This window comes from Bradyrhizobium sp. SRL28 (assembly GCF_018596315.1).
Lineage (GTDB): Bacteria > Pseudomonadota > Alphaproteobacteria > Rhizobiales > Xanthobacteraceae > Bradyrhizobium.
Map to the genome: position 1 here is coordinate 821,047 of NZ_JAHEAG010000001.1, position 26,460 is coordinate 847,506.

The 26,460-nt window shown below is 63.4% G+C and carries 27 protein-coding genes and 1 pseudogene; 11 read left to right on the plus strand and 17 right to left on the minus strand.

Features of this window, described 5'->3' with window-relative positions; all coding sequences use genetic code 11:
* Positions 1-155 precede the first annotated feature (155 nt).
* Complete coding sequence (locus KIP88_RS03975; protein ID WP_214486527.1) at positions 156-788, plus strand: LysE family translocator; 633 nt, start codon at positions 156-158, stop codon at positions 786-788.
* Positions 789-887: 99 nt separating this feature from the next.
* Here the strand turns inward: KIP88_RS03975 and KIP88_RS03980 are convergent, their stop codons facing one another.
* The 3 genes from KIP88_RS03980 to KIP88_RS03990 form a co-directional block, all read right to left on the minus strand.
* On the minus strand, positions 888-1,772 hold the full coding sequence (locus KIP88_RS03980; protein ID WP_214486528.1) for a 4-(cytidine 5'-diphospho)-2-C-methyl-D-erythritol kinase: 885 nt from the start codon (positions 1,770-1,772) through the stop codon (positions 888-890).
* A gap of 27 nt (positions 1,773-1,799) precedes the next feature.
* Positions 1,800-3,581 (minus strand): tetratricopeptide repeat protein, encoded by a 1,782-nt coding sequence (locus KIP88_RS03985; RefSeq protein WP_214486529.1) that lies wholly within the window; start codon positions 3,579-3,581, stop codon positions 1,800-1,802.
* A 265-nt stretch (positions 3,582-3,846) separates the two neighbouring features.
* Positions 3,847-5,505, minus strand: a complete 1,659-nt coding sequence (locus KIP88_RS03990; RefSeq protein WP_214486530.1) for an electron transfer flavoprotein-ubiquinone oxidoreductase — start codon at positions 5,503-5,505, stop codon at positions 3,847-3,849.
* Positions 5,506-5,639: 134 nt separating this feature from the next.
* On the opposite strand from KIP88_RS03990, the gene KIP88_RS03995 reads away from it, so the two are divergent.
* A complete protein-coding gene (locus KIP88_RS03995; protein WP_214486644.1) occupies positions 5,640-6,467 on the plus strand; it encodes a uracil-DNA glycosylase family protein in 828 nt (275 codons plus the stop codon).
* 134 nt (positions 6,468-6,601) lie between these two features.
* On the opposite strand, the gene KIP88_RS04000 is transcribed toward KIP88_RS03995, so the two are convergent.
* The 5 genes from KIP88_RS04000 to KIP88_RS04020 form a co-directional block, all read right to left on the minus strand.
* A complete protein-coding gene (locus KIP88_RS04000; protein WP_214486531.1) occupies positions 6,602-8,110 on the minus strand; it encodes a glycosyltransferase family 39 protein in 1,509 nt (502 codons plus the stop codon).
* Positions 8,111-8,191: 81 nt separating this feature from the next.
* Positions 8,192-8,971, minus strand: a complete 780-nt coding sequence (locus KIP88_RS04005; RefSeq protein WP_214486532.1) for a ribonuclease HII — start codon at positions 8,969-8,971, stop codon at positions 8,192-8,194.
* A 58-nt stretch (positions 8,972-9,029) separates the two neighbouring features.
* Entirely contained in the window at positions 9,030-9,605 is a 576-nt protein-coding gene (locus KIP88_RS04010) for a GNAT family N-acetyltransferase (protein WP_214486533.1), read from the minus strand.
* A gap of 61 nt (positions 9,606-9,666) precedes the next feature.
* Positions 9,667-10,116 carry a VOC family protein gene (locus KIP88_RS04015; RefSeq protein ID WP_214486534.1) on the minus strand — a complete coding sequence of 150 codons (450 nt, stop codon included), beginning with the start codon at positions 10,114-10,116 and terminating at the stop codon, positions 9,667-9,669.
* A gap of 141 nt (positions 10,117-10,257) precedes the next feature.
* Positions 10,258-11,418, minus strand: coding sequence for a PA0069 family radical SAM protein (locus KIP88_RS04020; RefSeq protein ID WP_214486535.1), 1,161 nt, complete (start codon positions 11,416-11,418; stop codon positions 10,258-10,260).
* A 188-nt stretch (positions 11,419-11,606) separates the two neighbouring features.
* Between KIP88_RS04020 and KIP88_RS04025 the strand changes: the two genes are divergently transcribed.
* Both KIP88_RS04025 and KIP88_RS04030 read left to right on the plus strand, forming a co-directional pair.
* Positions 11,607-12,179 (plus strand): glycosyl transferase, encoded by a 573-nt coding sequence (locus KIP88_RS04025; protein WP_214486536.1) that lies wholly within the window; start codon positions 11,607-11,609, stop codon positions 12,177-12,179.
* Positions 12,180-12,319: 140 nt separating this feature from the next.
* The gene (locus tag KIP88_RS04030; protein WP_214486537.1) at positions 12,320-13,249 is read left to right on the plus strand and encodes a helix-turn-helix domain-containing GNAT family N-acetyltransferase; all 930 of its coding nucleotides are present in this window, start codon (positions 12,320-12,322) and stop codon (positions 13,247-13,249) included.
* 126 nt (positions 13,250-13,375) lie between these two features.
* Here the strand turns inward: KIP88_RS04030 and moaB are convergent, their stop codons facing one another.
* Both moaB and KIP88_RS04040 read right to left on the minus strand, forming a co-directional pair.
* On the minus strand, positions 13,376-13,939 hold the full coding sequence (gene moaB / locus KIP88_RS04035; protein WP_214486538.1) for a molybdenum cofactor biosynthesis protein B: 564 nt from the start codon (positions 13,937-13,939) through the stop codon (positions 13,376-13,378).
* A gap of 143 nt (positions 13,940-14,082) precedes the next feature.
* On the minus strand, positions 14,083-15,021 hold the full coding sequence (locus tag KIP88_RS04040; RefSeq protein ID WP_214486539.1) for a neutral zinc metallopeptidase: 939 nt from the start codon (positions 15,019-15,021) through the stop codon (positions 14,083-14,085).
* A gap of 256 nt (positions 15,022-15,277) precedes the next feature.
* On the opposite strand from KIP88_RS04040, the gene KIP88_RS04045 reads away from it, so the two are divergent.
* The 3 genes and pseudogenes from KIP88_RS04045 (at position 15,278) to KIP88_RS04055 (ending at position 17,822) form a co-directional block, all read left to right on the plus strand.
* A complete protein-coding gene (locus KIP88_RS04045; RefSeq protein WP_214486540.1) occupies positions 15,278-16,411 on the plus strand; it encodes a site-specific DNA-methyltransferase in 1,134 nt (377 codons plus the stop codon).
* A 246-nt stretch (positions 16,412-16,657) separates the two neighbouring features.
* Entirely contained in the window at positions 16,658-16,984 is a 327-nt protein-coding gene (locus KIP88_RS04050) for a hypothetical protein (protein ID WP_214486541.1), read from the plus strand.
* Positions 16,985-17,136: 152 nt separating this feature from the next.
* Positions 17,137-17,822: pseudogene (locus tag KIP88_RS04055) on the plus strand (glutathione S-transferase family protein).
* 141 nt (positions 17,823-17,963) lie between these two features.
* Here KIP88_RS04055 and KIP88_RS04060 read toward each other — a convergent pair.
* Together KIP88_RS04060 and KIP88_RS04065 are read right to left on the minus strand one after the other, a co-directional pair.
* Positions 17,964-18,395, minus strand: a complete 432-nt coding sequence (locus KIP88_RS04060) for a nuclear transport factor 2 family protein (protein ID WP_214486542.1) — start codon at positions 18,393-18,395, stop codon at positions 17,964-17,966.
* Between the two features lie 52 nt (positions 18,396-18,447).
* Complete coding sequence (locus KIP88_RS04065) at positions 18,448-19,005, minus strand: carboxymuconolactone decarboxylase family protein (protein ID WP_214486543.1); 558 nt, start codon at positions 19,003-19,005, stop codon at positions 18,448-18,450.
* Positions 19,006-19,097: 92 nt separating this feature from the next.
* On the opposite strand from KIP88_RS04065, the gene KIP88_RS04070 reads away from it, so the two are divergent.
* A complete protein-coding gene (locus KIP88_RS04070; protein ID WP_214486645.1) occupies positions 19,098-20,018 on the plus strand; it encodes a LysR family transcriptional regulator in 921 nt (306 codons plus the stop codon).
* Positions 20,019-20,108: 90 nt separating this feature from the next.
* Here the strand turns inward: KIP88_RS04070 and KIP88_RS04075 are convergent, their stop codons facing one another.
* The 3 genes from KIP88_RS04075 to KIP88_RS04085 form a co-directional block, all read right to left on the minus strand.
* Entirely contained in the window at positions 20,109-20,726 is a 618-nt protein-coding gene (locus KIP88_RS04075) for a glutathione S-transferase family protein (protein ID WP_214486544.1), read from the minus strand.
* A gap of 128 nt (positions 20,727-20,854) precedes the next feature.
* Positions 20,855-21,331: a nuclear transport factor 2 family protein gene (locus KIP88_RS04080; RefSeq protein WP_214486545.1), complete on the minus strand. Its 477-nt coding sequence runs from the start codon at positions 21,329-21,331 to the stop codon at positions 20,855-20,857.
* A 20-nt stretch (positions 21,332-21,351) separates the two neighbouring features.
* Positions 21,352-22,176, minus strand: coding sequence for a helix-turn-helix domain-containing protein (locus KIP88_RS04085; RefSeq protein ID WP_214486546.1), 825 nt, complete (start codon positions 22,174-22,176; stop codon positions 21,352-21,354).
* A 114-nt stretch (positions 22,177-22,290) separates the two neighbouring features.
* On the opposite strand from KIP88_RS04085, the gene KIP88_RS04090 reads away from it, so the two are divergent.
* The gene (locus KIP88_RS04090) at positions 22,291-22,665 is read left to right on the plus strand and encodes a nuclear transport factor 2 family protein (protein ID WP_214486547.1); all 375 of its coding nucleotides are present in this window, start codon (positions 22,291-22,293) and stop codon (positions 22,663-22,665) included.
* A 94-nt stretch (positions 22,666-22,759) separates the two neighbouring features.
* Positions 22,760-24,046, plus strand: a complete 1,287-nt coding sequence (locus KIP88_RS04095; RefSeq protein WP_214486548.1) for a flavin-dependent oxidoreductase — start codon at positions 22,760-22,762, stop codon at positions 24,044-24,046.
* On the opposite strand, the gene KIP88_RS04100 is transcribed toward KIP88_RS04095, so the two are convergent.
* On the minus strand, positions 24,015-24,470 hold the full coding sequence (locus KIP88_RS04100) for a PaaI family thioesterase (RefSeq protein ID WP_214486549.1): 456 nt from the start codon (positions 24,468-24,470) through the stop codon (positions 24,015-24,017). The genes KIP88_RS04095 and KIP88_RS04100 overlap by 32 nt on opposite strands.
* 76 nt (positions 24,471-24,546) lie before the next feature.
* Positions 24,547-25,671, minus strand: coding sequence for an A/G-specific adenine glycosylase (locus tag KIP88_RS04105; protein WP_214486550.1), 1,125 nt, complete (start codon positions 25,669-25,671; stop codon positions 24,547-24,549).
* Positions 25,672-25,875: 204 nt separating this feature from the next.
* Here KIP88_RS04105 and KIP88_RS04110 point away from each other — a divergent pair, with 204 nt between their 5' ends.
* Positions 25,876-26,355, plus strand: coding sequence for a DUF721 domain-containing protein (locus KIP88_RS04110; protein ID WP_214486551.1), 480 nt, complete (start codon positions 25,876-25,878; stop codon positions 26,353-26,355).
* The last annotated feature ends 105 nt before the right edge of the window (positions 26,356-26,460 follow it).

Below are 26,460 nucleotides of genomic sequence, written 5' to 3' on the forward strand. Positions count from 1 at the left end.
GAAGGCGGGGTATCCAGTACGCCGCGGCTTCTCAATGGAACGCTGATGCCTCTGGAATACTGGATCACCCGCCCCAGTGCGCAATTGCGCACAAGGCGGGTGAAGACAGCGCGTAGTTGAGCGAAGCCATACCCTTCCTACAAAAAGAGATCGCATTGAACGGCACCAATTTCACATTGTTTCTCTTGGCCGCGCTTGTCATTGCCGCGGTCCCCGGTCCGGGAATCTTTTACGTCGCGGCACGGACGCTGTCGGGCGGCAAAAGCGCCGGTATCGCCTCGACATTTGGGACCGCACTCGGCGGGCTCGTACATGTAATCGCGGGCGGACTTGGCGTCTCGGCGATCATCCTTGCCAGTGCCGAACTGTTCACCGTGCTCAAATTCACCGGCGCGCTCTATCTGGTCTGGCTTGGCCTCAAGACGTTTCGCGAGGCGCGCGATCTTCTGCCGCAACAGGCCATCGCTGTCGATAAGCAACAACGGGTGTTTCGGGAAGGCGTGCTCGTTGAAGCGCTAAATCCGAAGACCGCGGCGTTCTTTCTGGCCTTCATTCCGCAATTCATCGACCCGGCCGGCGGCTACCCTGCGCTCCAGTTCATCACGCTCGGCCTGATCTCGGTGGCGCTCAACACACTGGTCGATGTCGTCGTGGTGATGATGGCCGCGACGGCGCGCGCCGGCCTCACGCGCAATCCGAATCTGCTTCAACGATTGCGACAGGGCTCGGGGCTGTTCATCGCCGGCCTCGGTATTTCGCTGGCGCTGGCGCGGCGGCCGGCAAGCTAGGCCGTAGGGTGGGCAAAGGCGCATCGCGCCGTGCCCACCATCAGCACTCCGCCAGGAATGGTGGGCACGCTATCGCTTTGCCCACCCTACAAAATCGGCCTAGCTCAGCGTTCCCGCATGCACCCACCATCCGGGGTGATCGCGCCGGATTTGCTCCGCCGCGCGGCCGGCTTCGGCGGTGTTCTCATAGATCGCAAAGCAGGTGGCGCCCGATCCGGACATCCGCGCCAGCCAGGCGCCGTTGGTCGCGTTGAGCGCTGCGATAACCTCAGAGATCACGGGCTGGACGCGCATGGCCGGCGCTTCCAGATCGTTGGAACTGGCAGCGAGCGCTTCAACCCAGTCTTCGAGCGATGCTTTCTCGTCGGGCCAGCGGTCCTGCAGCAGCACGTCGGTGACGCCGACCAGCAATTGGCCCTTACGCAGGCCAAGCGCGTTGAAGACGTCTTTGGTCGCGACGGGAACGCCGGGATTGACCATCACGCAGGGCATTTTTGGCAAGTTGAGCGGCTGCAGCGACTCGCCGACGCCGGTCATGACGCAACCGAGCGAATTGACGCAGACCGGCACGTCGGCGCCGGTCAGTTGCGCCACTTCGATAATACGGGGATCGTCGAGCGCGAGCCCGTTCAACTGCGAAAGCAGCCGCAGCGCGGCTGCGGCATCGGCCGAACCTCCGCCGATGCCGGCCGCGACCGGCAAGACCTTGTCGAGCGAGAAGCTGCCGGCCTTCATATCAGGTACGCGCTCGGCCAGCAGACGCGCGGCCTTGAGCACCAGATTATCCGACGTATCGCCGCACGCCTGCGCCAGCGGTCCCGACATTTTCAGATCCAGATCGGGACCGGGCGTCAGCGTCAGCAGGTCGGCGCAATCGGCGAACGCCACCACGCTTTCGAGATCATGAAAGCCGTCCGCACGACGGCCGTTCACCTGCAAGGTCAGGTTGACCTTGGCGCGCGCCTCATCACTCAATGCCGGCATTACCGAACAGCCCCTAAAGTCCTCGCCTCAGCCGCCCCTGCCGTCTTCTTTCTTCTTGTCGGCGGAAGCCGCAGAAGAGGTGTCTTCGGGCAAGCCGTTGGCAATCTTGGCCTCGATCTTCGGCAGTTCCTCCGCCTCAGGCTTGAGGTCGCGGGCATGGGCCCACTGGAATTTGGCTTCCAGCGTCCGCCCGACGCGCCAATAGGCATCGCCGAGATGGTCGTTGATGGTCGGATCCTCGGGCTTGAGATCGATCGCGCGCTCGAGATGCTTCACCGCATCTTCAAAATTGCCGATCCGATAAAACGCCCAGCCCAGCGAATCCACGATGTAGCCGTCGTCGGGGCGCTGATCGACGGCGCGCCGGATCATCTTCATGCCTTCGTCGAGATTGATGCCCTGGTCGATCCAGGAATAGCCGAGATAGTTCAGGACATGCGGCTGCTCGGGCTGCAGCTCCAGCGCCTTGCGCATGTCGACCTCGGCCTTGCTCCACTGCTTGGAACGCTCCTCGCAAATGCCGCGATAATAATAGGTGACCCAGGTGTTCTTGTCCGTCACCCCGGGCATCGCGTCGATCGCGAGCGTATAGGTGTTGGCGCAATCGTTGAATTTCTTGCGACCGCGCTCGATGTTGCCGAGCGCCATGATGGCTTCGATATCCTTGGGTGCTTCCCCGGTGACGCCCTTCAGGATCTTGATCGCCTCGTCGCTGCGGTCGGCGGCATCGAGATTGGTGGCAAGCTGGATCTGCGCGTTGCGCTTGAGCGGCGAACTCGCCGGCATGCGCTCGTAGACCTTGATCGCCATCTGGGGCTTCTTCACGGACTCATAGAGATCGGCGAGCGACAGCAGCGCCAGCGGATGATTGGGCTGCAGGTAGAGCGCGAGCTGCAAATAGACCAGCGCCAGATCCTCGCCGCCACGACGGGTCAGCGTGGCGCCGATGCCGTAGAGCGCCTCCGCCGCGCCGGCTTGCGCCGAATCGACCAGCGGCGGCAGCTTCTTGCCGGCCCGGGTGTCGCGCAGGCCTTCCTGCACCAGCGGATGCCGCGGCAGCTTCTTGTCGAACGCTTCGTAAATGCCGGCCGCCGCCGCGCCGTCCTTGTTGCGCGACAACCAGCGCGCATAGGCGTCGGACACGCGCAGCATCGAATCGTCGAGCTTGTAGGCGCGCTCGAACCGCGTCCCGGCATCCTTGTCCTTGCCCGAGGTCTCGAGGATCATGCCGGTGTGGAGATCCTTGAAGATCGGATACCATTCAGGGCCGGTCAGCTTGTCGATACCTGCAACCGCGGCCTTGGCATCGCCCGCGCCGTAGCTCGCCCATCCCGACAGCAGCGTCGCCACCAGATCGGTAATCGGTCCGCGGATCGACTGGTTGATGTTGATCTGCGCGGCCGCATATTTCTTCTGCTTGAGGTCACGGACGCCGACCACCAGCCGCGCGACGCGGTTCGCCTTGTCCATCGTCAGGATGCGGTCGGCGAGCTTGACCGCTTCATCGATGTCGCCATCGGCCAGCGAGGAGATGAAGGCGCGGTCCAGCAGTTCGTTGTTCTTCGGATCGGTGCGCAGCGCGGAGCGATAGAATGCCGCGGCGGAAGCGGCGTCGCGCTCGACGCTGGCATGCCGCGCGGCGAGGTAGCTGCCCGCCGTCGTCAGCGATTTCAGATCGGCCTTGCTCGGGAATTGCGCGGCATTGTCGCCCGTGTGTTCGGGCGTCTGGGCCAAAACCGCAGCCGGTGCGGCCAGTGCGGCGAGAGTAATTGCGGCGAAGGTCCAACGATTCATACGAGTGGAAAGCATCACGTTCGCCTAGCTCCAGGATGTATGGCGGGATCGTTACGATCGGTCTCGAATGCTAACCCAAGCGGCGGCATCTCGGGCAGCGACAATGCCGCTTTTGGCCCTTAACCGCAAGGATACGGGTTGGCGAATCGATTGGCAGAGTAGGCCCTGAGGGCTCCGATTTAGCCAGCCTAACCCGGAAACGCTTTTACTATGGCGGTATCGTGGCCGGAGGCGGTATCACCCTCCTCCAGCTCACGCAATCGTGGTCTATGCGGCCTGTCTACATACCCAGGTAGTTGGGCCCGCCGCCGCCCTCCGGCGGAACCCAGGTGATATTGCCGTTCGGGTCCTTTACGTCGCAGGTTTTGCAGTGGACGCAGTTCTGGGCGTTGATCTGGAAGCGCGGACCTGCGCCCTCTTCTACCCATTCATACACGCCGGCCGGGCAATAGCGGTTCGACGGACCGGCGTAGACATCGTGCTCGGACGTCTTCTGCAGGTTCATGTCGGCGACCTTGAGATGAACCGGCTGGTCCTCTTCATGGTTGGTATTGGAGAGGAACACCGACGACAGTTTGTCGAAGGTTAGCTTGCCGTCCGGCTTGGGATAGGCGATCGGGGTGTGCGCCTTCGCCGCATCCAGCGTCTTGCGGTCGGGCTTGGCGTGCGACTGGGTCCCGAACAGCGAGAAGCCCAGCGTGTTGCACCACATGTCGAAGCCGCCGAGCGCCACGCCGATGATGGTGCCGAACTTCGACCATAGCGGCTTGACGTTGCGGACCCGGTGCAGGTCTCGGCCCACGGCGGAATCCCGCCAGGCGTTTTCGTATTCGACCAGTTCGTCATTGGCGCGGCCGGCGGTAAGCGCTGCGGCGACATGTTCGGCGGCGAGCATGCCGCTGCCCATCGCGTTGTGCACGCCCTTGATGCGCGGCACGTTGACGAAGCCGGCGGCGCAGCCGATCAGCGCGCCGCCCGGGAAACTCAGACGCGGCACCGATTGATAACCGCCCTCGGTGATCGCGCGCGCGCCATAGGAAATCCGCTTGCCGCCTTCGAACACGGTACGAATCGAGGGATGCGTCTTGAAGCGCTGGAATTCGTCGAACGGCGACAGATACGGATCGTCGTAATTGAGATGCACGACGAAACCGACCGCCACCTTGTTGTCGTCGTAATGATAGAGAAAGGAACCGCCGCCGGTCGAATTGTTCAAGGGCCAGCCGAACGAATGCTGGATCAGGCCCTTCTGGTGCTTGGCGGGATCGATCTCCCAGACTTCCTTCAGGCCGATGCCGAACTTCGACGGCTCGCTCTTGGCGTCGAGCGAAAACTTCGCGATCAGCTGCTTGCTCAGGCTGCCGCGGGCGCCTTCGGCGAACAGCGTGTATTTACCCAACAGTTCCATGCCGCGCGTGAAAGAATCCTTGAGGCTTCCATCCCTGGCGATGCCCATGTCGCCGGTCGCGATGCCGCGCACAGCGCCGTTGTCGTCATAAAGTACCTCGGCGGCGGCAAAACCGGGATAGATTTCAACGCCGAGCGCCTCCGCCTTCGGCCCCAGCCAACGGCAGACATCGCCGAGCGAGCCGATATAGCAGTGATGGTTGTTCATCAGCGGCGGCATCGCGAAGTTCGGCAGCCGGATCGCGCTGGTCGCCGTGGTCCAGTAGAAGCGATCGTCCTTGACCTGGGTCTTCAGCGGGCAATCGGCATCCTCGCGCCAATCGGGGATCAACTTGTCGAGGGAGACCGGATCGATCACCGCGCCCGATAGGATATGCGCGCCGACCTCGGACCCCTTTTCCACCACGACGATGCTGAGATCGGCATTGAGCTGCTTCAGCCGGATCGCCGCGGCGAGGCCTGACGGCCCGGCGCCGACGATCACGACGTCGAATTCCATGGATTCGCGGGGAGGAAGTTCTTCTGCACTCATGATCTGATCTCAGCCCGATTGAGAACGGCTCTAAAGGCTCGTTGTTTCCGATTTTTGCGGGGAGGACAACCATGGAAATGGCAATGCGAGGCGTTTCACGCCGGCGCGATCCATATTAGATTGGCATAATGGATTTGATCCCCGAACCCGCGCCTAATGTCAGGCAATTGCTGGCCTTTTATCTGGAGGCCGGGGTCGATTGCGCGTTGACGGAGGAGCCGGTCGACCGGCTGAGCGAGCCCGACGCCCCGATAACCCCCGTCCCAGTCCGCGAGACGGCGCCACCCCGCCAGTTGCGGGAAACGCCCGCCGCAACGCCGGCAGTTCCGCGCAGCGAAATAGCACCCCCGCCGGAAGCGGCCATCGCCATCGCGCGCGAAGCGGCGCGGACGGCGCCGACGCTGGAAGCGCTGCGCGCGCTGTTGGAAAATTTCGAGGGCTGCGCGCTCAAAAACACCGCGACGCGGCTGGTGTTTGCCGACGGCAATCCGCAAGCCCGCATCATGTTCGTCGGCGAAGCGCCCGGACGCGACGAGGACATCGAGGGCCTGCCCTTCGTCGGACGTTCCGGCAAGCTGCTCGACCGGATGATTGCGGCGATCGGGCTCGATCGCAGCAAGGCCTACATCGCCAATGTGATCCCCTGGCGGCCGCCCGGCAACCGGACGCCAACGCCGCAGGAAACGCAAATCTGCCTGCCGTTCATCCAGCGGCAGATCGAGCTCGTGAACCCGGACGTGCTGGTGACGCTCGGCAATCCCTCGACGCAAACGCTGCTGTCGACCCGCGAGGGCATCATGAGAACCCGCGGAAAATGGTTCGACTACGACACCGGCACGCGCTCCATCCGCGCCATGGCGACGTTCCATCCGGCGTATTTGCTGCGCTCGCCGTCCTACAAGCGGATGTCGTGGCAGGATCTGCGCGCCATTGCGAAGGCGCTGGAACAGACAGCTTCGTAGGGGTGGGCAAAGGCTTTGCGCCGTGCCCACCACTTATCCAAATTACGATTCAAAGTGGTGGGCACGCTTCCGCTTTCGCTCGTTGAGCTACGGCGGACAAGTCGCTTTGCCCACCCTACAATCTCAGGATCCGGCTACGGCGCCTTCGGCCGCACAATGGCCCAGCCGACGCGCAACAGCGGCTGGCGGCCATTCACCATCCATTCGAAGGCGCGCGGCACTTCCGGCACGAGGCCGGGAAAGCGTTGCGCAATCTCGGGCGGAGGCGTGCCTGATGTATCTGAGGCGCGCCAGACCACGACGCCGCCGGTCTGGTTGAATTTCGCGACCGACAGCCACGGCGTTCGTTCGGGCGTGGCGTCGAGCAATAGATGCGGGCGGCCGCGGCTCATCGCAATGAAACTCGCCAGTTGCGGATCGCCGGCCACGGCGCGCAGCCGCTGATTGGTTCGCCGTTCGAAATTGTCGCCGAAGAATGCGGCAATCGCTTTCGCCGGCAGCGAGGTCGTCACTTCGGCAGTTCCAGTCCAGGGCACAAATAATGTGGTCGCAATCACCGCGAGGGCGGGAGCGGCGAGCGCCGCGGCCCAAACCGCGCGCAGCACGCGCTGGCGCCGCAGGTAGAGCAGATCGCCGGTAGCCACGATCACGGCAAGTCCGGACATCAGCAAGGCAACGCCCGCGCCGCCTACGACATGGTCGAAATTGAACAGCCCGGCCAGGAAACTTCCGAGCAGCGCCGGAGCGATGGCGAAGAAATAGACGAAGTCGCGCGCCAGCGGATCGACCGGCGGCCGGTAGATGATCGGCGCTTCCCCGGCATTGCGGGCGAACCAGCCGGAATTGAGGATTGCCAGCAGCACGATGGCGGACATCGCGAGCACCAGGCCTATGAGCAGCCAGCCCCATTGCAGGATTCGCGCGCCGAGATCGGAGATCGCGGGCCACGGCGGCATGGCGAATGCATCGGCGCGGAGCAGCCAGATCAGATAGGGCAATACCAGGACGACGATCACGAGCAGCGCGTAGAGCGGATCGAGCGACGTCAGCACGCGCCGTCCGCGCGGGGTGGCAACGGCAAATCCGGCGAGCAGCAGCAACATTAAGGGCGCGGCCGACGTCGTCAGCAGCAACAGCCCGGCCTCGATCGACCAGGCGAACCACGCGTTGCGCCGGTTCTGGCCGATCAATTGCCAGGAATGCAGCAACAGCAGCGCCCATAGCGGGCGCGCCAGCACCAGCGGGCCGAACTCGACGCCGGGCGAGCTGAACGCCACCACCGTCATCGAGAGCAGGACCGCGAGCACCGCCTGCTGCCCGCCGATGATCGCGCGGGCCAGTTGATAATAGATCCAGAAGGTGGCGACGGCGCAGGCTTGCGCCAGTAGATAGACGCCGAACATGTGGTTGCCGGCAGCGCGGAAGGCGATGTCGGCGAGCCAGAACGCCAGCGGCGGACCGAGCCAGGTTCCAACCTGGTATTCCCGGCCGAAGGCCAGCACGGTCGCAAGGTCGCCGGGCGGGCTCCGGTAGAGCAGCATCGGCAGGAACAGCCAAAGTCCGGCCTGGGCCAGCACCACGATCCAGACCACCAGCCGCGGCCGGGCGCGGATCAGTTCGACAACGAGCGAGGTGAAGCGCATGAAACGTCCGAATGCCGGGCCGAGCAGCCCTGTCCCCCAAGGACGTTTGATAGAGCGCACGAGCCGCCGAGGCAACCGGCCTCAGATCGTGACTGAAATCTCGGAAGTAATCTCCGCATCAACGGTAAAGAGATCGGGCTCGACCGTCTCCTCGACTGTCTCAGGGTAATGTTTCTGCCGCGCGGCTATGACCGGCGCGAAAAATCGGCGGTGGTGGATGCTCGGCCCTAACCGGTCCAGCGCCTCGCGATGTTCCGGCACGGCGTAGCCCTTGTGGTTCTCGAAGCCGTAGCCCGGGCAATCCAGCGCCAATGCGCTCATCAGGCGGTCGCGCGTCACCTTGGCGATGATCGAGGCGGCTGCGATCGACATGACAATGCCGTCGCCGCCGATCACAGCGTCGCAGTCGCAGGGCACGTCGATCTTGTCGCGGCCGTCGACGAAAACGTGCTTCGGTATCTCGGGCAGCGCACAGACCGTGCGCGCCAGCGCCCACAGCGAGGCGCGCAAGATGTTGTCGCGATCGATCCGCGCCGGCGAGGCAAAGGCGACCGCAAAGGACGATGTCGCGCAGATCTCCTCGAACAATTCCTCGCGGCGCTCGGCGGTCAGCCGCTTGGAATCGTCGATCCCCCTGGGGATTCGCTTGGGATCGAGCACGACGGCGGCCGCCACCACCGGACCCGCCAGCGGCCCGCGCCCGGCCTCGTCGCAGCCCGCCACCGGCCAGACGCCGCGCTTGATCAGCGCCCGCTCGCGGCGAAAGCTCGGCGGCGCGACGGCGATCACGCCCTTGGGCAGCTCGACCTGTTCCTTGCCGGCTTTCTTGTCAGTTCTCTTGGCGGACTTGTCCCGAATCATGCCGGGATCCTGCGAAAGTGCGCGCCCGGGCGCAACGGGAAACCCGGCACAATTCCCGTTATTCAGCGCGCCGCCGTCGCCACTCCCCGGCCTCAATCATATAAACGCTCCGGCTTCCGCGCTTGGGATCCGCAATCGTCTCCCGGAATCGCATTCCGAGCTTCTCGAGCGCGTGAATGGACGGCGCATTTCGCGGATCGACCATCCCGAGCAATCTGCCGCATTTGAGTTGCTCGAACCCGAAAACCAGCTGCGCCTCGCCGACTTCGGTTGCGATCCCCCTGCCCCATGCCCGGCGCGCAAGGACAAACCCGATCTCAAAATCGTCGGCCTCCAGCGCCTGGCATGGAGACAAACCCGCGAAGCCGATGACCTCGCCCGCGGGCTTTTCCGTCAGGACCGCCATCCCCGTGAGGCTTTCGCCGAAGGTGAATGATCTCCGGATGAAATCCTCGGCGGCTTCCCCCGCCATCGGCGCTCCGGAAAATGCAAAGCGCATCACATCGCTGTCGCCGAGGATCAGATTCTGCAGAACCGATATATCCTCTTCGGCCGTCGCGCGCAGAATCAGGCGCGGCGTCGTCAAGATGACGAGCGACTGCTTTTTCGATGCTGGCGCGGGCTCTTGGTCCATCACGCCTGAATACGGCAATTCACCAGCAGATAGAAGTGGTACGGCCCCACTATCAAGGGTTCTAATCCGCCAGATGAACCCGCCGGTCGTCGCCGACCTCGATGCCGGGCGCGACCACGACTTCCCAGGGATGGTTGTCGGGATCGCCGAAATAGCCGGAGTAACCGCCGTAGTCGGTCTTGTGCGCGGGCTTCAACAGCGACGCGCCGCAGGAGATTGCGAAATCCAGCACGGCGTCGACCTCCTCGACGGAGCCGCAATTCCAGGCGAGCGTCATTCCGCGAAAGGTTTTCGGCCGCGGCTCATCCGGCAGCGTGGCGTCGCGGGCGAGTTGATCCCACGGGTAAAGCGCGATCACGGTGCCGCCGGTGTCGAAGAAGGCGACCGCCTCGCCGGTTGCCTGCATTTTTCGGACAAAACCGAGCGCTTCGTAAAAGGCAACGCTGGCGCGCATGTCGCTGACGCCGAGCGTGATGACGGTGAACCGCGGGGTTGGTGCTTTCGTACTCATGCTACTACCTCCGCGTCATTGCCTGCGACAAACGCGAAGCGTTTGCGCAAGGGAGCGAAGCGACGAAGCAATCCATCCTTTCTTGTGGCACGATGGATTGCTTCGCTTCGCTCGCAATGACGATTACAAATCCTATCGCTTTCAGAACAAACTCAGTTGCTGTCCGCTGCGATTCGGCTTGACGAAATGATCGGTCGTCAGTTTCGAGCGGCGCTTGTTGAGGCCGAGCTTTTCGCAGGCGATCTCGAAACGCCGTCCTATCATCCAGGCCATCGGGCCGGTGCCCTTCATTCGCGTTCCCCATTGCGAGTCGTAGTCGCGCCCGCCGCGCATGTCGCGGATCAGGGTGAACACGTGACGGTAACGGTCGGGATAGTTCGCCATCAGCCATTCGCGAAACAGGTCGCGAACTTCCAGCGGCAGCCGCAGCAGCACGTAGCTTGCTTCCTTGACGCCGGCATGGGCGGCGGCATCGAGAATGCGCTCGATCTCGGAATCGTTCAGCGCGGGGATCACCGGCGCGACCATGACGGTCGCAGGGATTCCGGCCTCCGACAATTGCCGCAGCGCCTCCAGCCGCTTCGGCGGCGTCGAGGCGCGCGGCTCCATGGTGCGTGCGAGCTTGGGATCGAGCGTGGTCACGGAAATGGCGACCTTGGCCAAATTGCGCTTCGCCATCCGCTGCAGAATATCGATGTCGCGCGTCACCAGCGCCGATTTGGTGACGATGCCGACGGGGTGGCCGGCCCTATCGAGCACTTCGAGAATGCCGCGCATGATTTTGTAATCGCGCTCGATCGGCTGATAGGGATCGGTGTTGGTGCCGATCGCGATCATGCGCGGCTCGTAACCCGAAGCGGCCAGTTCCTTCTCGAGCAGTTCCGGCGCGTCGGGCTTGGCGAGCAGCTTGGATTCGAAATCGAGCCCGGGCGACAGGCCGAGAAAGGCATGCGTCGGCCGCGCGAAGCAATAGACGCAGCCATGCTCACAGCCGCGATAGGGATTGATCGAGCGGTCGAACCCGATGTCGGGCGAGTCGTTGCGGGTGATGACCTTGCGCGAGGTATCGAGCGATACCGTCGTCTTGAACGGCGGCAGGTCGTCCAGGCTCTGCCAGCCATCGTCGAAGGCGACCCGTGCCTCGGCCTCGAACCGGCCGCTCTGGTTGGACTGCGCGCCACGGCCGCGCCGCCGCTGGCCTTCGATCGCGACAGCAAGCTCAGGAAATGGTGTTGCACCCGCCGGCTCGGAGGGCGCCGTGACCGGCGGGTGCTTGAGGGCATGAGAGGATGCTCGGCTCATGAAGCGAACATAGCACGCCGAAAGAACAAATCAAGAACATCATCGAGAACAATTCACAACGACGCAGAACGTCGAAAGCACACCGGCGCCAGGTGCCGCAAAAAACTGCACGCAAACGGCTGCTTTGATTATGACAAGGTGATAACAGTGCAGCGTTTTTCCCCCGTTGAGCCACCGAAGTCTCATTCATGCTGAGCGTGATCATTCCGACCGAAGGAGTAGAACAGCCCGCCGTCGCAACGCTGGCGGCGCTGGTGCCGGGAGCCGCCGCCGGCGTCATCCGCGAAGTGCTGTTGGTGGACAGGGCCGGCAACGGCGTGATCGAACGGGTGGCCGACGTCGCCGGCTGCCGCTTTCTGGCGTTTGAAGGAACACACGCCGCGGCGCTCGCCGCTGGCGCGCGGGCGGCGCGCTCGCCATGGCTGATGTTCCTGCATGCCGGCGCGGTGCTCGACAGCGGCTGGATCGACGAGACCGCGCAATTCATCCAGAACGTATCGAGCAGCGACCGGCCGCGCGCCGGGGTGTTTCGCTATGCCCGCTCGCCCTACGCCGACACGCGGCTGCGCGACGGCTTCAAATTCGTGGCCCGCCTGATTGCCGGGCCGTCGGCGGAACAGGGGCTTCTGATCGCGCGCGATCATTATGAACGGCTTGGCGGTTATCGTCCGGATTCCCGCCGTTCCGAGACGCGGCTGCTGCGCCAGCTCGGCCGCGCCTCGCGCACCCAGTTGCGCAGTCGGATCATGGTCGTCGCCTAGGGCGGCCAGACACAAAATATCGAAAACAACCCCATGCAAAGTAGAACGGTCCCGCGTGCGCCTCGCCGGATACCTAGCGTGAGAATATACTTGCCAAAGGCAATTATATATTTGACAATGGCAAGTATCGAGGTGCTGCCATGTCCCAACTGGATTCCGAACAAGAAGTCGCGGCGGTTCGCGCCTTCAACCGCTTTTACACCCGCAAGCTTGGCGTGCTGGACCAGCAGCTCCTGAAGAGCCCCTTCTCGCTGAGCGAGGCGCGGGTGCTGTACGAACTCGCCCACCGTGAAGATCTCTCGGCCAAGGAGATCGGAACCGAATTGGGCCTCGATGCGGGGTATCTCAGCCGGATCGTGCAGAATTTCGATGAAGGGGGATTGATCACCCGCGAACCGCTGCCATCCGACCGCCGGCAATACCGGCTCGGGCTGACCGCCAAGGGACGTCAGACATTCGCAAAACTCGAGCGCAGCATGCAGGACGAAGTTGCGGCGATGCTGGCGATGTTGCCGCACGGCGGCAAAGCGCGCTTGATCGGGGCGATGGCCGTGATCGAACGGCTGCTCGGTGAATCCGGCGACCTGCCTTCGCACGCGATGCTGCGCGAGCCACGCCCCGGCGACATGGGGTGGGTGGTGCAAAGCCACGGCGCGTTCTACGCCCGCGAATACGGCTTCGATTCCTCGTTCGAGGGGCTCGTCGCCGAGATCGCGGCAAAGTTCCTCGCCTCATTTGATGCGTCGCGCGAGCGTTGCTGGATCGCCGAGATCGAGGGAGTGCAGGTCGGCTCGATATTCCTGGTGCGACACACCGATGACGTCGCCAAGCTGCGCCTGCTGCTGGTCGAGCCCGCCGGACGCGGACAGGGATTGGGGCAGCGGCTGGTCGGCGAGTGCATCGCGTTTGCGCGACAGTGCGGCTATCGCCGGATCACGCTGTGGACCCAGAGCATTCTGGTCGCCGCCCGCAAGATCTATCGGGAGGCCGGATTCAAACTGCTCGCCACGGAGCCGCACCGCAGCTTCGGCCAGGACCTGATCGGCGAAACCTGGGAACTGGAACTGTGAAGCCCGTGCGTCGCGACAACTCGCGGCGCGTGACGCCTGATATCCTCGAGTTCCATATCAAGCGCGCGCATCAATTGCGTGTTGAATCCTATCGCAACATGTGGCGCGCGATAGGCGCGTTGCTGATCAGGCTGAAGCGCCTTGTGCTTTAGGCCGCCGCAGATGCTCGTCGAGCCGCGGCATGATCTCGACGAAATTGCAGGGACGCGTGCGGTAATCGAGCTGGGCGGCGAGTATGCCGTCCCACGCATCGCGGCAGGCGCCCGGCGATCCCGGCAGGCAGAAGATGAAGGTCGCACCCGCGACCCCCGCGGTGGCGCGGCTCTGCACCGTCGAGGTGCCGATCTTGGCGTGGCTCAGCATATGGAAGGCGATGGAGAAACCATCCATCCGCTTTTCGAACAGCGGCTCGATCGCCTCGGGCGTCACGTCGCGGCCGGTGAAACCGGTGCCGCCGGTGGTGATGATCGCATCGACGCCGGCGTCGGCGATCCATCGCTTGATGATGACGCGGATCGCATCGACGTCGTCGACGATGATCTCACGCGCGGCAAGAAGATGACCGGCCTCGGTCAGCCGCTCCGCCAGCGTGGCGCCGGATTTGTCATCGGCCAGCGAGCGGGTGTCTGAGACCGTCAGCACCGCGATGTTGAGCGGCACGAATTGTTTGGTTTCGTCGATGGAGGACATAGCGTTGTTTCCCCGTGTCCCGGACGCGGTGCAGCGCGGAGCGATGCGCCGCAGAGCCGGGACCTATTCGTGTCCAAACGGCATGGGCCCCGGAATAGCAGCGCATCGCTGACGCGCTGCGCTGCATCCGGGGCACGAGACCGTCACAACGCTCCTGCCGCAAACGTGTTGCAGGACTGAACCGTGCCCTGCTGGTAGCCGGTCATGAACCATTGCTTGCGCTGCGCCGCGGAGCCATGGGTGAAGCTATCGGGCACCACCCTGCCCGTCGACTGCCGCTGCAGCGTGTCGTCGCCGATCGCGGTTGCCGTCCTCAGTGCCGCATCGATGTCGCCGGGTTCGATGAAGCCCGGACGTTTCTTCTCCTCGCGGTTGACCCAGACGCCGGAAAGACAATCCGCCTGCAGTTCGACCTTGACCTGCAGCAAGTTGGCCTCCGCCTTGCTGCCGGCCTGCTGTTGCAGCCGCTGCACGCGCGGCAGGATGCCGAGCAGGTTCTGGATGTGATGGCCCGCTTCATGCGCGATGATATAGGCCGTCGTGAACTTGCAGGCGCTGCCAGAGCAGCCGCGAAAGCGCGTTTCGACTTCGCGGAAGAAACTGGTGTCGAGGAATATCTGCTTGTCCGGCGGGCAATAGAACGGCCCCATCGCCGACTGCGCCATGCCGCAGCGGCCGCCATTGGTGGCGTTGCGAAACAGCACGATGCGCGGCCCCGTGTAATTCTGTCCGCTCGACTGGAAGATCTCGCTCCAGCGATCGTCGATCTCGCCGAGAATGCCGGCGATCATGCTGCCGACTTCGTCCTTCGGCGCGCCGGTCTTGGCCGGTCCCGATTTGCGATCGGTCTGGTAGGTCGGCGCCTGGTTGCCGCCGGTCAGGATTTCGGCGCCGCCGATCAGGATGCGCGGATCGATGCCGAAGGCATAGCCGACCAGGCCGAGCACGATGATGGTGCCGATGCCGAGCCCGCCACCGCCCATCGGCAGGCCAAACCCGCCGCCGCCACCACCCATTCCGCCACCGCTGTCGTCTCGACGGTCATCGATTTCGTCGCTGCGACGGAAATCATCGTAACGCATGGCGCTGTTTCCTCATCCCCGGGGCTGTTTGCTCGAATACCCAACGCAGCAATCACGTAAAATTTCCATTCCATTAATCAATAACCTGCCCGGCAAATATTGCCTAGTGCACCCAACCCCGCAATTTCTCTCGGCAATCTCTTCTCAGCAACAATACCGATTAAGTCGATTTTTACTTTGCCGGGTCAATGTATCGCCAGTCGGTTGTTTAGTCCCGCGTCGCCGACAGCGTCGCCTGAGTCAGAGTAATTGAGTCATGGTAGTGTCGCGTCGCGGGGCGTCTGCAAGGGCGCCCCGCACTAAATTTGAGTCCGAGTCCAGCGCTCGCATCGTCGTCGGCGATTGCGTCGCCGAGATGTCGAAGCTTCCGGCCGGTTCGGTCGATCTGGTGTTCGCAGATCCGCCGTATAACCTGCAGTTGAAGGGCGACCTGAAGCGCCCTGACGAATCCCATGTCGATGCCGTCAACAACGACTGGGACAAGTTTTCATCCTTCGCCGCCTATGACGATTTCACCCGTGCATGGCTGCTCGCCTGCCGCCGGATCATGAAACCGTCGGCGACGCTGTGGGTGATCGGATCCTATCACAACATTTTCCGCGTCGGCTCGATCATGCAGGACCTCGGCTTCTGGGTCCTCAATGACATCGTCTGGCGCAAGACCAACCCGATGCCGAATTTCCGCGGCCGCCGCTTCACCAATGCCCATGAAACCATGATCTGGGCGGCGCGCGACGAAAAGGCCAAGGGCTATACGTTCAATTATGAAGCCCTGAAGGCCGCCAACGAGGATGTGCAGGCGCGCTCCGACTGGCTGATCCCGCTCTGCACCGGCGAAGAGCGCCTCAAGGGCGCCGATGGCAAGAAAGTGCACCCGACCCAGAAGCCCGAGGGCCTTTTGGCTCGCGTGCTGCTGTCGTCGTCGCAGCCCGGCGATCTCGTGATCGATCCCTTCAACGGCACCGGCACGACCGGCGCCGTGGCAAAACGTCTCGGCCGCCGCTACATCGGCTTCGAACGCGACAAGACCTATGCGGCTGCGGCCGAAGCGCGCATCGCTGCCGTCGAACCGCTGCCCGAAGCGACGCTGGCGCCGTTCATGACGGCGCGCGACGCCCCGCGCGTAGCGTTCTCCGAACTGATCGAGCGCGGCATGATTCCGCCCGGCACCAAACTGGTCGATTCCAAGAAGCGCCACGGCGCCCTGGTTCGCGCCGACGGCGCCATTATGCTCGGCGACAAGGTCGGTTCGATCCACCGCATCGGCGCGGTGGCCCAAGGCTCCGGCGCCTGCAACGGCTGGACCTTCTGGCACGTCGAGACCAAGAACGGCCTCAGGCTGATCGACGAACTGCGCGCCGAAATCCGCTCCGGGATGGCGGTGGGCTGAGCCTCGTTTCACATCGTCACGAGACGCCAGACGCAGGCCCATGGCCCGGCCGCGCCAAAGCACCGCAGTGTGCGTATCTCACCGCGGGCCGGCAATGGCGCGAAACGCGGCTTTGCCCATACCCCGCGCAGCAGGCGTGATCCGCCGGCATGGCAGCCGTGTCATGTACGCGGGTGGCGATGCGCCTTTTTGCTCCTATTTGAGAGCATTCGTGGTAGATTCATTTGCCCAGAAGAGATTGCTCCCATGCGCACGCGAGGCTCCGAGTCGTTCATCGTGCTGCCACTGCTGCCGATCTTCCTGATCGGCTTGTTTCCAATGCTGCTGATGAGTTTGCTGGGCCCTGCCGGACTGATTATCCTCGGCATCCTGGTCGCCAGTGCGGGCCTGACCGACATTCTGGACGCCAACGGCACCTTCAGTGAGCAGATCATCGTCCACGGTTATGCAAAAGGATCGGAACGCAGGGGGCAACGCAGCGCTTTGCGTTCGGAAGTTCGCTTTGCGTCGGTGATGATTGCGTCGGGCGCCGCCCTTGCGATCGCCGGCATAGCCGGCCTGGCCATGGCGTAAGGCCAGTTGTTTTCGTAAGGCTGCCTTTCACGAACTCGTCGCTTGCGCACCTCGCAAAAATTTGAGCATGGACGTGCCGCCCGGCGGCGTTCCTGCCGTGTCCGGATTCCGCAATAAGCCTTCCTGCAGGAAGCAATGGGGGAAAATTCCAAATGCTCAAATTTTACTTCAACGGATCGCCCAACCCGACCAAGGTCGCCCTCTTCCTCGAAGAAGCCGGCATCGCCTACCAGCCGGTCGCCGTCGACACCCGCAAGGGCGACCAGTTCAAGCCGGAATATCTCGCCATCAATCCGAACGCCAAGGTGCCCGCGATCGACGATGACGGCGTCAAGGTGTTCGATAGCAACGCCATCCTGCTCTATCTCGCCGAAAAGACCGGCAAGTTTCTCCCCGCCAACACGCCGGCCAACCGCGGCGAATTGCTGTCATGGCTGATGTTCGCCGCCACCGGCGTCGGCCCGTATTCCGGCCAGGCCGTCCACTTCAAGCACTTCGCACCGGAAAGATCGACTACGCCCACAACCGCTATCAGTTCGAGGCGCAGCGACATTTCGGCATTCTCAACGACCACCTCGCCAACCGCCGCTATATGGTCGGCGACACCTATACCATCGTCGACATGGACGTCTGGGGCTGGGCCCGCATGATGCCCTTCGTGATGGGCGAGGACGCGGTCGCGAAATATCCCAATGTCAAGCGGCTGGTCGATGAGATCATGGCACGGCCTGCGGCGGCAAAGGCGATCGCGCTGAAGGATAGCTTCAAGTTCAAGGCCGAGATGGACGACGAGGCCCGCGGCAACATGTTCAGGCACATGAAGGTGAAGGCGGCCTGAGCGCGGCAGCACCATCGGCAATCGGCGCCCTCTTGGGCGCCGTTTTTGTTTTCGTAGGGTGGGCAAAGGAGCGAAGCGACGTGCCCACCATCCATCACCGAGCTCGCGGTGAGATGGTGGGCACGCTTCGCTCTGCCCACCCTACGCAGCCGCTACCTTCCGCTCTGCCGGGAACGGCCCGAGCACGCGTTCGACCAGCGCGGAATCGCAATATTCCTTGATCTGCTTGATCTTGCCGTTCTCGATGCGCCAGACCATGCAGTAGTGATTGTCGTAGCGCTCCCCGGACTTGGCGACATTGTCGCCGCGGGCTTCGACCACGACGTAATCGCCTTCCGCGATGAAATTGAATGCCAGCGTACGCGGCCGCCCGGCGGCCAGCAGCGATCGCAGATGCCCCATCAGGCCGTTGTTGATGGCATCAAGGCCCTTGAATTCGCCCGACCAGGAATATTGGCCGGTGACGATCCAGGTGACATCCTCGGCGACATTGTCGACGAACGTCGTTCCGCTGCGGTTTGCTGAGTCTGCGTAGATTTGTTGCACCAGTTTCTTGTTGTCGGCTGAACTCATTGATTGTCTCCGTTGTTGAGAAAGGGACCGCGTTCTCCGCGGTTGACGGACATCAGGCCGCCGGAAACGGCCTGCTGACATCGGGTTCAAGCGGCAGGCGCAGGCCGTTGGCGAGATAGCCGACCGTCCGGTAGTAGCCGGCGAGCAGCAGCAGCTCGAGGATGGCTTCATCCTCGAACGCCGCGCGCAATGCGGGCCACAGTTCGTCGCTGATGTCGCAGGTGTCGTGCAGTTCGTCGGCGAGGCGGATCAGAAGCGCGTCATTGGCTTCCCAGCAGGCGCTGTCGGCATCGCCATGCACCGTGGCGCTGACCTGTGCCTCGGTCAGGCCGGCCTCGCCGGCAAAGTAGTGTACGCGCATGCCCCATTCATATTCGCAACCGCACCGCGCGGTGACGCGATGCAGCAGGACCTCGCGCTGCCGGATGCTGAGCTTTGTTCCGGGAAGATAGCTCGGCGCACCGCGGATGAAGCGCTCGAACAGCTCGGAATGGCGCGCGAGTGTGGTGAACAAGCGAAAGGGCGGCATCCAGGATCGCGGCATGCGATCGAAAGCGGCCTGAACTTTGTCGGGATAAGGCGGGGTGGCCGGCTCCAGTCGTGCGGTCATTCAGGCGGGTCTCGTTGTTTCGAATGCCCGCCATCCTCGGCCGTCGCCGTTCATTCTTCCAATCGATAGTGAATATGATATATATTCATCTCATGAATTTGCATTCGCTTGACCTCAATTTGCTGGTGGCGCTCGACGCCTTGCTCAGGGAAGCCAATGTCAGCCGCGCGGCGATGCGGATCGGGCTATCGCAGCCGGCCGCCAGCCATGCGCTGCAGCGGCTGCGCGACCTGATCGGCGATCCATTGTTGGTTCGCACCGGCGCGCGTATGGAGTTGACGCCGCGGGCGCAAGCCTTGCGCGCGCCCCTGGCGCAGGCGCTCGATCAGGTGCGCTCCCTGTTCATCGCCGATGAGTTCGACGCCGCGAGGAGTGAGCGCCAGTTTCGCTTGATGATGCCTGACCTCGCTGTCGAGCTTTTGATGCCGCCGCTGATGGAGAAGATCACCAAACAAGCGCCGAACGTCCGGATCGACGTGGTGCCATGGCGGGGGCCAGCGATCTTCACCGCCGAATTCGCCCGCACCATCGATCTGGTAATCTCGATCGGCAACGCCTTCACCGGATTTCACCGGCAACGGCTTTACACCGACAGCGACGCGCTCGCGGTGCGGCGCGGCCACCCCATCGGCGCGCGGCTGAAGCGGCCGGACGTATTTCTGGACGCGCGCCACGTCGCTGTCGTGATCCGCGGCCAGAGCGAGGACCTGATCGACATGTGGTTGCGCCCCAAGGGCATCGAGCGGCGGATCGCGCTCGTCGTGCCCGGTTATATCGAGGCATTGCACGTCACGGCGCGCACCGACCTCGTCGCCTTCGTGCCGCGCCGCCTGATCGGCGCGCTGTCCCGGCAATTGTCTCTTTCAACCATCACGCCGCCGCTCGATCCCGGGATCGACGAGCAGTTCATGTTCTACCCGACCCGCGCCCAGATGGACCCCGGCTCGATCTGGCTGCGCAACATCATGCTCGGCATCGGCCGCGAGATGGAGCGGGGGAAAAAGGCTGCGTAACTGCGTAGGGTGGGCAAAGCGAAGCGTGCCCACCATTTCAAGCAAACGATATTGGAGAGATGGTGGGCACGCTACCTACAAGCGACGAGCTCAAGCCTTCGCCTCCGCCAGCACCTTCTGCACCGCCGGCCGTTCCGACATCCGCTTGCGGTGAGCCGCCACCATCGGCAGCGGCGCAAGATCGACGCCATCGCCTTCCAGCCAAAGCGCGATCGTAAACAGATAGGGGTCGCAGATCGTATACTGCTCACCCATCACCCACGGCCCCTTCAGCATGTCGCGCTCGATCAGCGCGAACGCTGCGGCCATCGTCTCCGGCACCTTGCGCTTCATGTCGGTGAACGAGGATTCCTCGACCGCCCAGCGATAGCCGCGCATCTTGTGGGCGTGGGAAACATGCACCGTTGAGCAGAGATAGCTGTTGAAGGACTGAGCTTGCGCGAACGCGAAGGGATCATCGGGCACCAGCTTGGCCTGCGGAAAGCTCTGCGCAATGTAGGCGAGGATCGCCGGCGTTTCGGTCAGGGTGCCGCGGTCCGTCACCAGCGCCGGCACCCGGCCCTTCGGATTGATCGCAAGATATTGCGGGGTGGTCTGCTGGCTGTTCTTGAAGTCGAGCCGCTCTGCCGTGTAGGGGGCTCCGGCCTCTTCCAAAGCGATATGCGAAGCCAGCGCGCAGGTGCCGGGGGCGGTATAGAGCTTGAACATGTTGATCCTCTCGGTGGGAACCGGAGGTTAACCGCGCGTCTGTCCGCCGTCCATCCCCGCAGCGTTGCAGCGCTCTGCGCCAACACAACCCCTCGCGTGCGGCCAGCATGCGCACGCCACAGGGGCGCTCACGCCGCGCGCCGCTGAAGCTTTCCTTTGATATAGACGCTAACGATCGTCTCATCGGCGGGATAATGCTCGGGCGCGACCGCCGTGATCTGGGCCTGAATGCATTTCCACGTGCCATTCTCGAACAGGTAGGTATCGGTATAAGTGGTCATGCCGGTCACTTCATTTCCATCGCGGCGGCGCGTGTATTTGTTGGTGGAACGCACCAGCGCAACGTCGCCGACCACTGTAATGAGTTCATCACGGACGTCCCAATACACGATGACCTCGGGATCGAAGGCCGTTGCCCAATATTTCAGATAGGTCGCGCGGTCCCAGCGTTGGCCTGTGGGCCAGATATTGATGAAGCAGGGATGAAGAATGGCGTCGTGCGAGGGCACGTCGTTGGTCACAAAGTTATGGATGAAGCGGGCGTTCAACGCGCGCAATTCGTCCATGGTGTCGGCCGATTGATGATCACGCACAGCAGGTTGCATCTCTATTCTCCTGGGCCTTGTCAAAGCGCCAGTTGGCGCGCCTTCTCGGCGGTCGCACTGTCCGCCGGAAAGAAACATTCGATCTTGATCTGCTGCAACGCCGCGTCCGTCGGCATCGCGAGCGTCGTGAAGGTGGAAAAGAAGGTAAGGCGGTAGTCGCCCTTCGCGAGTTGCATCGTCATGACAGGCGAGGACGCTTGCGAATGGCGTGGAAGCCGCCATTCGGCCGACAGCCCGGGATAGACCATGATTTCATCGAGCAATTGCGCCGCCGCCCGACTGCCCTGCGCGACATCGCGATGCAGGATCTGGATCAACTGCCGGGCGAACTCGTCCCAGTTCAACATGAACTGCCGCAGGCCCTTTGGATGAAAAACGACGTGCATGGCGTTGTCCGCAAGCCCGTTTTCCATCTCGTACGAATCACGAAACGGCTTGAGCAGGCGCGCCGACGCCTGATTGCGGATGCGAACATCCCAGTGCCCGTCGATCACGATCCCCGGATAGGGCTCCTGCTGCCGGAGAATGAAATCCAGCGCCTGCCGCACCGGCTGCAGATTTTCGGCCGCCAGCCCCTTGTCGCCATAAGGCGGCACGAAGCCCGCCGCGACATGCAGCGCATTCCTCTCCTCGAGCGGCAGATCGAGCGCGCTGCCGAGCAACTGCACCATCTCGCGGCTCGGCTGCGACCGGCCGGTCTCCAGAAAGCACAGATGCCTGGCCGACACGTTTGCGTCCGTCGCCAGTTCGATCTGGGTCAGCCGACGAACGCTGCGCCAATGCTTCAGCAGTCGGCTGAAATGTCCGGCCGGTATTTCGTGCGAGTTCGTGTCTGAAGCAGCCATGACGACAATCTAGACCATCGCATCAGGACGGCAATTACCTCCGATGTAAGTGACGAGCCCCGCAAACCCTTGCAGACTGAACCCCATAGCAACCGAAGTTCAAGGACAGCATGGATGGACAAGAGCGCAATCACGAAAACCCTGACGCAATATATGGCGGCCTGGAACGAGCCTGATGATACGGCCAGACGCGCCTTGCTCGGGCAATGCTGGAGCGACGGCGGCGTCTATCTCGATCCGAATGTCTCGCTGGCCGGGCGTGACGCACTGGCGACGCAGATCGCCACGGTTCAGGCCAGCCGCCCCGGCGCGCGGCTCGAATTCATGAGCGGTATCGACGTGCATCACAACGTGGTCCGCTTCCTCTGGCGCCTGGTGCGCGCGGATGGAACCTGCGGCGACACGTCAATCGATTTTGGCGAGGTCGGTCCCGACGGCCGGCTGATCAAGATCGTCGGCTTCTTCGGTCCACCCCCTGCGCTCCCGTAATTGCCCGGGTGCATGGAGATTGCCGCCCGGCTTTCGCAGTTGCCCCCTTGCCTCCTCTCATGTCATGACGCCCAAGGAGTAAGAGGGGCGTACCATGACTGTTCTCATCGCGGGCGGCGGCATCGGCGGGCTGACACTGGCACTCAGCCTGCACCAGATCGGCGTTCCCGCCAGGGTCTTTGAAAGCGTGCCCGAGCTGCGGCCGCTCGGCGTCGGTATCAACGTGTTGCCGCATGCGGTGCGCGAATTGATCGAGCTCGGCCTGCACGACAAGCTCGATGCGCACGCTGTCCGCACCAAGGAGCTCGCGTATTTCTCCAAGCACGGCAAGCCGATCTGGAGCGAGCCGCGCGGCATCGAGGCCGGTTACAAATGGCCGCAATTTTCGATCCATCGCGGCACGCTGCAGCAGATTTTGCTCGATGCCGCGATTGAGCGGCTGGGAAAAGAGAACATCCTCACCAGCCATCATCTCGCCGGCTGGACCGAGACGGAAAACGGCGTGCGCGCCGAATTCATCGACAAGGCGACCGGAAAGTCAAAAGGCCATCACGACGGCACGCTATTGATCGCGGCCGACGGCATCCATTCGGCGGTTCGCGAAAAGCTCTATCCCGGCGAAGGCCCGCCGATCTGGAACGGGCGCATCCTGTGGCGCGGCATTACCGACAGCGACGCCTTCCTGTCCGGCCGTACCATGATCATGGCCGGCCACGAGATCCTGAAGTTCGTCTGCTATCCGATTTCGAAGCAGGCAGACAGCGCGGGCAAGTTCAAAATCAACTGGGTGGCCGAGCGGCATATGCCGCCGACCTATCAGTGGCGGCGCGAGGATTATAACCGCACTGCAAAACTCGAAGAGTTTCTGCCCTGGTTCAAGGACTGGAAATTCGACTGGCTCGACGTGCCCGGCTTGATCGAGAACTGCCCGCACGCCTACGAATATCCCCTCGTCGACCGCGATCCCGTTGCGCAATGGACGTTCGGCCGGGTCACGCTGATGGGCGACGCCGCACATCCGATGTACCCGATCGGCTCCAACGGCGCGTCGCAGGCGATTTTGGACGCGCGCGTCATCACCCGCGAAATCCTGGCGCATGGCGCGACCAACGCCGCACTTGTTGCTTACGAAGCCGAGCGCCGGCCGGCGACAACCGACCTCGTGATGCTCAACCGCCGCAACGGCCCCGAGCAGGTGATGCAGATGGTCGAAGAGCGCGCGCCCGACGGCTACAATGTCGTCACCGATGTGCTCTCGCTGAAAGAGCTGGAAGACATCGCCGCCAACTACAAGCGTGTCGCCGGCTTCCAGGTCGAGGGCCTCAACGCCAAGCCGCCGATCGTCCAGCTCACGCGGGAAGCACCGCGGGCTGCAGGCTAGCCGAAGGGGCGATGGCCTTCGCGGTCTCGACCAGCCGCGCGCTGGTCGTGGCCGTCGCCAGCAGCGTGCCATCCGCGGCCGTCAACCGCCCCTCCACAAAGGCAACGGTCTTGCCAAGATGGGTGACCCTGGCCTCGCCTGTGATCGGCCCGGGCTTCGCCGGCGCCAGAAAATTCACGGTCATGGTGATGGTCGCCGTGTAGAGTTTTCCGTCTGTCATGGTGAACACCGCCGGCCCCATGGTGTCGTCGAGCATCGCCGAGAGAATGCCGCCCTGCACGAAGCCGGCCGGGTTGCAGAAATCCCGTTTGCCGTCGAATCCAATACGGATCCAGCCCTCCTTCGGCCGCGCGTCGAGCACGTGCCAGCCGAGCAGTCTGGAAGACGGCGGCGTGGGGATAGTGTCAAGAGCGGTGCTGATCATGGGAACCTCCGTTAGGCTCCCGGTCTAACGCAAGCCTGCTGCCAGCATGGTGTCAGCAGGCTTCGGCGCGCCGCGCCTAGAGGTCCAGCCCGTGTGTGATCGCTTTGCGCATCACGTTGGGCAAAGCCTCGTCAGCCAGTGTTGCGATCGGCACCCAGCGCATGCCCTCCGGCGCCCGCGTGCGCGCGGGAAGCTGGGCGGTATAGATCACAAGCTCAAGCGGAAAATGGGTGAAGACGTGGGTCACGACGCCTGCCTTGCGATGCCAGCGCGCCACGCCCTTGAGCGCAGGCGCCTGCTTCAGCGCCGCCTTGTCGTCCTGCCCGGCCAGCCATTCCGAGCCTGGTACTTCGGTCATTCCGCCGAGCAGGCCTTTTTCCGCCCGCGTACGCACAAGGAGTTCATCGCCGCGCGTGACGATAAAGGCGGCCCCGCGGCGCAGGGTACCCGCCTTCTTCGGCGCCTTGCGCGGAAAGATCTTCTGATCGCCGCGCAAGCGGGCGGCGCAGTCATCATTCAACGGGCATAACGCACAGGCCGGCTTCTTTGGCGTGCAGATCGAAGAGCCCAGATCCATCAGCGCCTGCGCGCTATCGCCGGCGCGAGACTTCTCGTCGCCGGCGCGGGATGGTCCGAGCAACGTCGACGCCAATTCCTGTATGAGCGGCTTGGCCTGCGGCAGCGGCTCTTCGACCGCGTAAAGCCGCGACACCACGCGCTCGATATTGCCGTCCACCGGCATGGTTCTGATGTCGAAGGCGATCGCACCGATTGCCGCCGCCGTGTATGGCCCGATCCCCGGCAATTTGCGCAGGCCTTCCTCGGTGTCGGGAAACACCCCGCCATGGTCGCGCAGCACCGCCACCGCGCAGGCATGGAGATTGCGCGCGCGCGAATAATAGCCGAGCCCGGCCCACATCCGCAGCACGTCATCCTGCGAGGCGCGGCCGAGCGCGGCGACATCCGGCCAGCGCGCCAGAAACTTCTCGAAATACGGCCCGACCGTTTTGACGCCGGTCTGCTGCAGCATGATCTCGGACAGCCAGACCCGGTACGGATCGGCCCGCTCCCCCGCCGGTGGCCGCCATGGCAACCGACGGCGATGACGGTCGTACCAGTCGAGCAGCAGCGCGGGGCGGGAGGCGCTGCTCTCGGAAGGGACTGCCAGTCGCGTGATTTTGGCTGCCGCGGAAGAAGTCATTCGTGCACTCTAATGTCGGAACGCAAATCTCTCCACGTCATGCCCGGGCTTGTCCCGGGCATCCACGTCTTTCTTCTTTGTAGCAGTTCAAGACGTGGATGGCCGGGGCGTAGGCGAGCGGAAGCAACGCCGTCCTTCAGACGGCTATGCCCGGCCATGACGGCGGAGATGGCGCCGGCGACGAGCAAGGTGATATAAAGCCCCATGTCCAAACCCGGCCCGATCTCGGCAAAACCCCTCTCCGTCCTGCTCAGCGACGTCTTTTCCGACGCCTACGCCAAGCAGGGTTTTGCCGCGCGCGAACTGGTGACGCGCTGGGCCGACATCGCCGGCCCCGAAATCGCCGCCCACTCCGAGCCGCTGAAGATGCAATGGCCGCGGCCGGTGGAGGGGCAGCCGCAGGAGCCGGCTACGCTGATATTGCGGGTCGAGGGCCCTGCGGCGCTGGAGATCCAGCATTCGTCCGACGTCATCCTGCAACGGGTCAACCGCTTCTTCGGCTGGAGCGCGGTCGGCCGGCTGGCGCTGCGGCAGGCGCCGCTGTCGCGCCGGGCCAGTCCCGCGCGCAGCCGCGCGCCGGACCCGAAATCGGTGGCACAGGTCGCCGAAACCCTGTCCGCGGTGGAGGACGAGGAACTGCGCGCCGCGCTGGCCCGGCTCGGCGCCGCGATCAAGCGAAATTGAGCCTTAGGCGCGGCGCAGCCGCTGCAACCCGCCATTGCCACAACTGGCGTTTCAAGCTAGCGAAGGCTTCTTTTCGTACTTCTTTCGGGCGTGAACGCGCCACTC

What these genes read in the sequence shown, in the direction of transcription:
- KIP88_RS03980 (WP_214486528.1), bottom strand. Translation starts at nt 1,772, where the DNA reads ATGCCGGCATTGAGTGATGAGGCGCGCGCCAAGGTCAACCTGACCTTG.
- KIP88_RS03985 (WP_214486529.1), bottom strand. Translation starts at nt 3,581, where the DNA reads ATGCTTTCCACTCGTATGAATCGTTGGACCTTCGCCGCAATTACTCTC.
- KIP88_RS03990 (WP_214486530.1), bottom strand. Translation starts at nt 5,505, where the DNA reads ATGAGTGCAGAAGAACTTCCTCCCCGCGAATCCATGGAATTCGACGTC.
- KIP88_RS04000 (WP_214486531.1), bottom strand. Translation starts at nt 8,110, where the DNA reads ATGCGCTTCACCTCGCTCGTTGTCGAACTGATCCGCGCCCGGCCGCGG.
- KIP88_RS04005 (WP_214486532.1), bottom strand. Translation starts at nt 8,971, where the DNA reads ATGATTCGGGACAAGTCCGCCAAGAGAACTGACAAGAAAGCCGGCAAG.
- KIP88_RS04010 (WP_214486533.1), bottom strand. Translation starts at nt 9,605, where the DNA reads ATGGACCAAGAGCCCGCGCCAGCATCGAAAAAGCAGTCGCTCGTCATC.
- KIP88_RS04015 (WP_214486534.1), bottom strand. Translation starts at nt 10,116, where the DNA reads ATGAGTACGAAAGCACCAACCCCGCGGTTCACCGTCATCACGCTCGGC.
- KIP88_RS04020 (WP_214486535.1), bottom strand. Translation starts at nt 11,418, where the DNA reads ATGAGCCGAGCATCCTCTCATGCCCTCAAGCACCCGCCGGTCACGGCG.
- KIP88_RS04025 (WP_214486536.1), top strand. Translation starts at nt 11,607, where the DNA reads ATGCTGAGCGTGATCATTCCGACCGAAGGAGTAGAACAGCCCGCCGTC.
- KIP88_RS04030 (WP_214486537.1), top strand. Translation starts at nt 12,320, where the DNA reads ATGTCCCAACTGGATTCCGAACAAGAAGTCGCGGCGGTTCGCGCCTTC.
- moaB (WP_214486538.1), bottom strand. Translation starts at nt 13,939, where the DNA reads ATGTCCTCCATCGACGAAACCAAACAATTCGTGCCGCTCAACATCGCG.
- KIP88_RS04040 (WP_214486539.1), bottom strand. Translation starts at nt 15,021, where the DNA reads ATGCGTTACGATGATTTCCGTCGCAGCGACGAAATCGATGACCGTCGA.
- KIP88_RS04045 (WP_214486540.1), top strand. Translation starts at nt 15,278, where the DNA reads ATGGTAGTGTCGCGTCGCGGGGCGTCTGCAAGGGCGCCCCGCACTAAA.
- KIP88_RS04050 (WP_214486541.1), top strand. Translation starts at nt 16,658, where the DNA reads ATGCGCACGCGAGGCTCCGAGTCGTTCATCGTGCTGCCACTGCTGCCG.
- KIP88_RS04060 (WP_214486542.1), bottom strand. Translation starts at nt 18,395, where the DNA reads ATGAGTTCAGCCGACAACAAGAAACTGGTGCAACAAATCTACGCAGAC.
- KIP88_RS04065 (WP_214486543.1), bottom strand. Translation starts at nt 19,005, where the DNA reads ATGACCGCACGACTGGAGCCGGCCACCCCGCCTTATCCCGACAAAGTT.
- KIP88_RS04070 (WP_214486645.1), top strand. Translation starts at nt 19,098, where the DNA reads ATGAATTTGCATTCGCTTGACCTCAATTTGCTGGTGGCGCTCGACGCC.
- KIP88_RS04075 (WP_214486544.1), bottom strand. Translation starts at nt 20,726, where the DNA reads ATGTTCAAGCTCTATACCGCCCCCGGCACCTGCGCGCTGGCTTCGCAT.
- KIP88_RS04080 (WP_214486545.1), bottom strand. Translation starts at nt 21,331, where the DNA reads ATGCAACCTGCTGTGCGTGATCATCAATCGGCCGACACCATGGACGAA.
- KIP88_RS04085 (WP_214486546.1), bottom strand. Translation starts at nt 22,176, where the DNA reads ATGGCTGCTTCAGACACGAACTCGCACGAAATACCGGCCGGACATTTC.
- KIP88_RS04090 (WP_214486547.1), top strand. Translation starts at nt 22,291, where the DNA reads ATGGACAAGAGCGCAATCACGAAAACCCTGACGCAATATATGGCGGCC.
- KIP88_RS04095 (WP_214486548.1), top strand. Translation starts at nt 22,760, where the DNA reads ATGACTGTTCTCATCGCGGGCGGCGGCATCGGCGGGCTGACACTGGCA.
- KIP88_RS04100 (WP_214486549.1), bottom strand. Translation starts at nt 24,470, where the DNA reads ATGATCAGCACCGCTCTTGACACTATCCCCACGCCGCCGTCTTCCAGA.
- KIP88_RS04105 (WP_214486550.1), bottom strand. Translation starts at nt 25,671, where the DNA reads ATGACTTCTTCCGCGGCAGCCAAAATCACGCGACTGGCAGTCCCTTCC.
- KIP88_RS04110 (WP_214486551.1), top strand. Translation starts at nt 25,876, where the DNA reads ATGTCCAAACCCGGCCCGATCTCGGCAAAACCCCTCTCCGTCCTGCTC.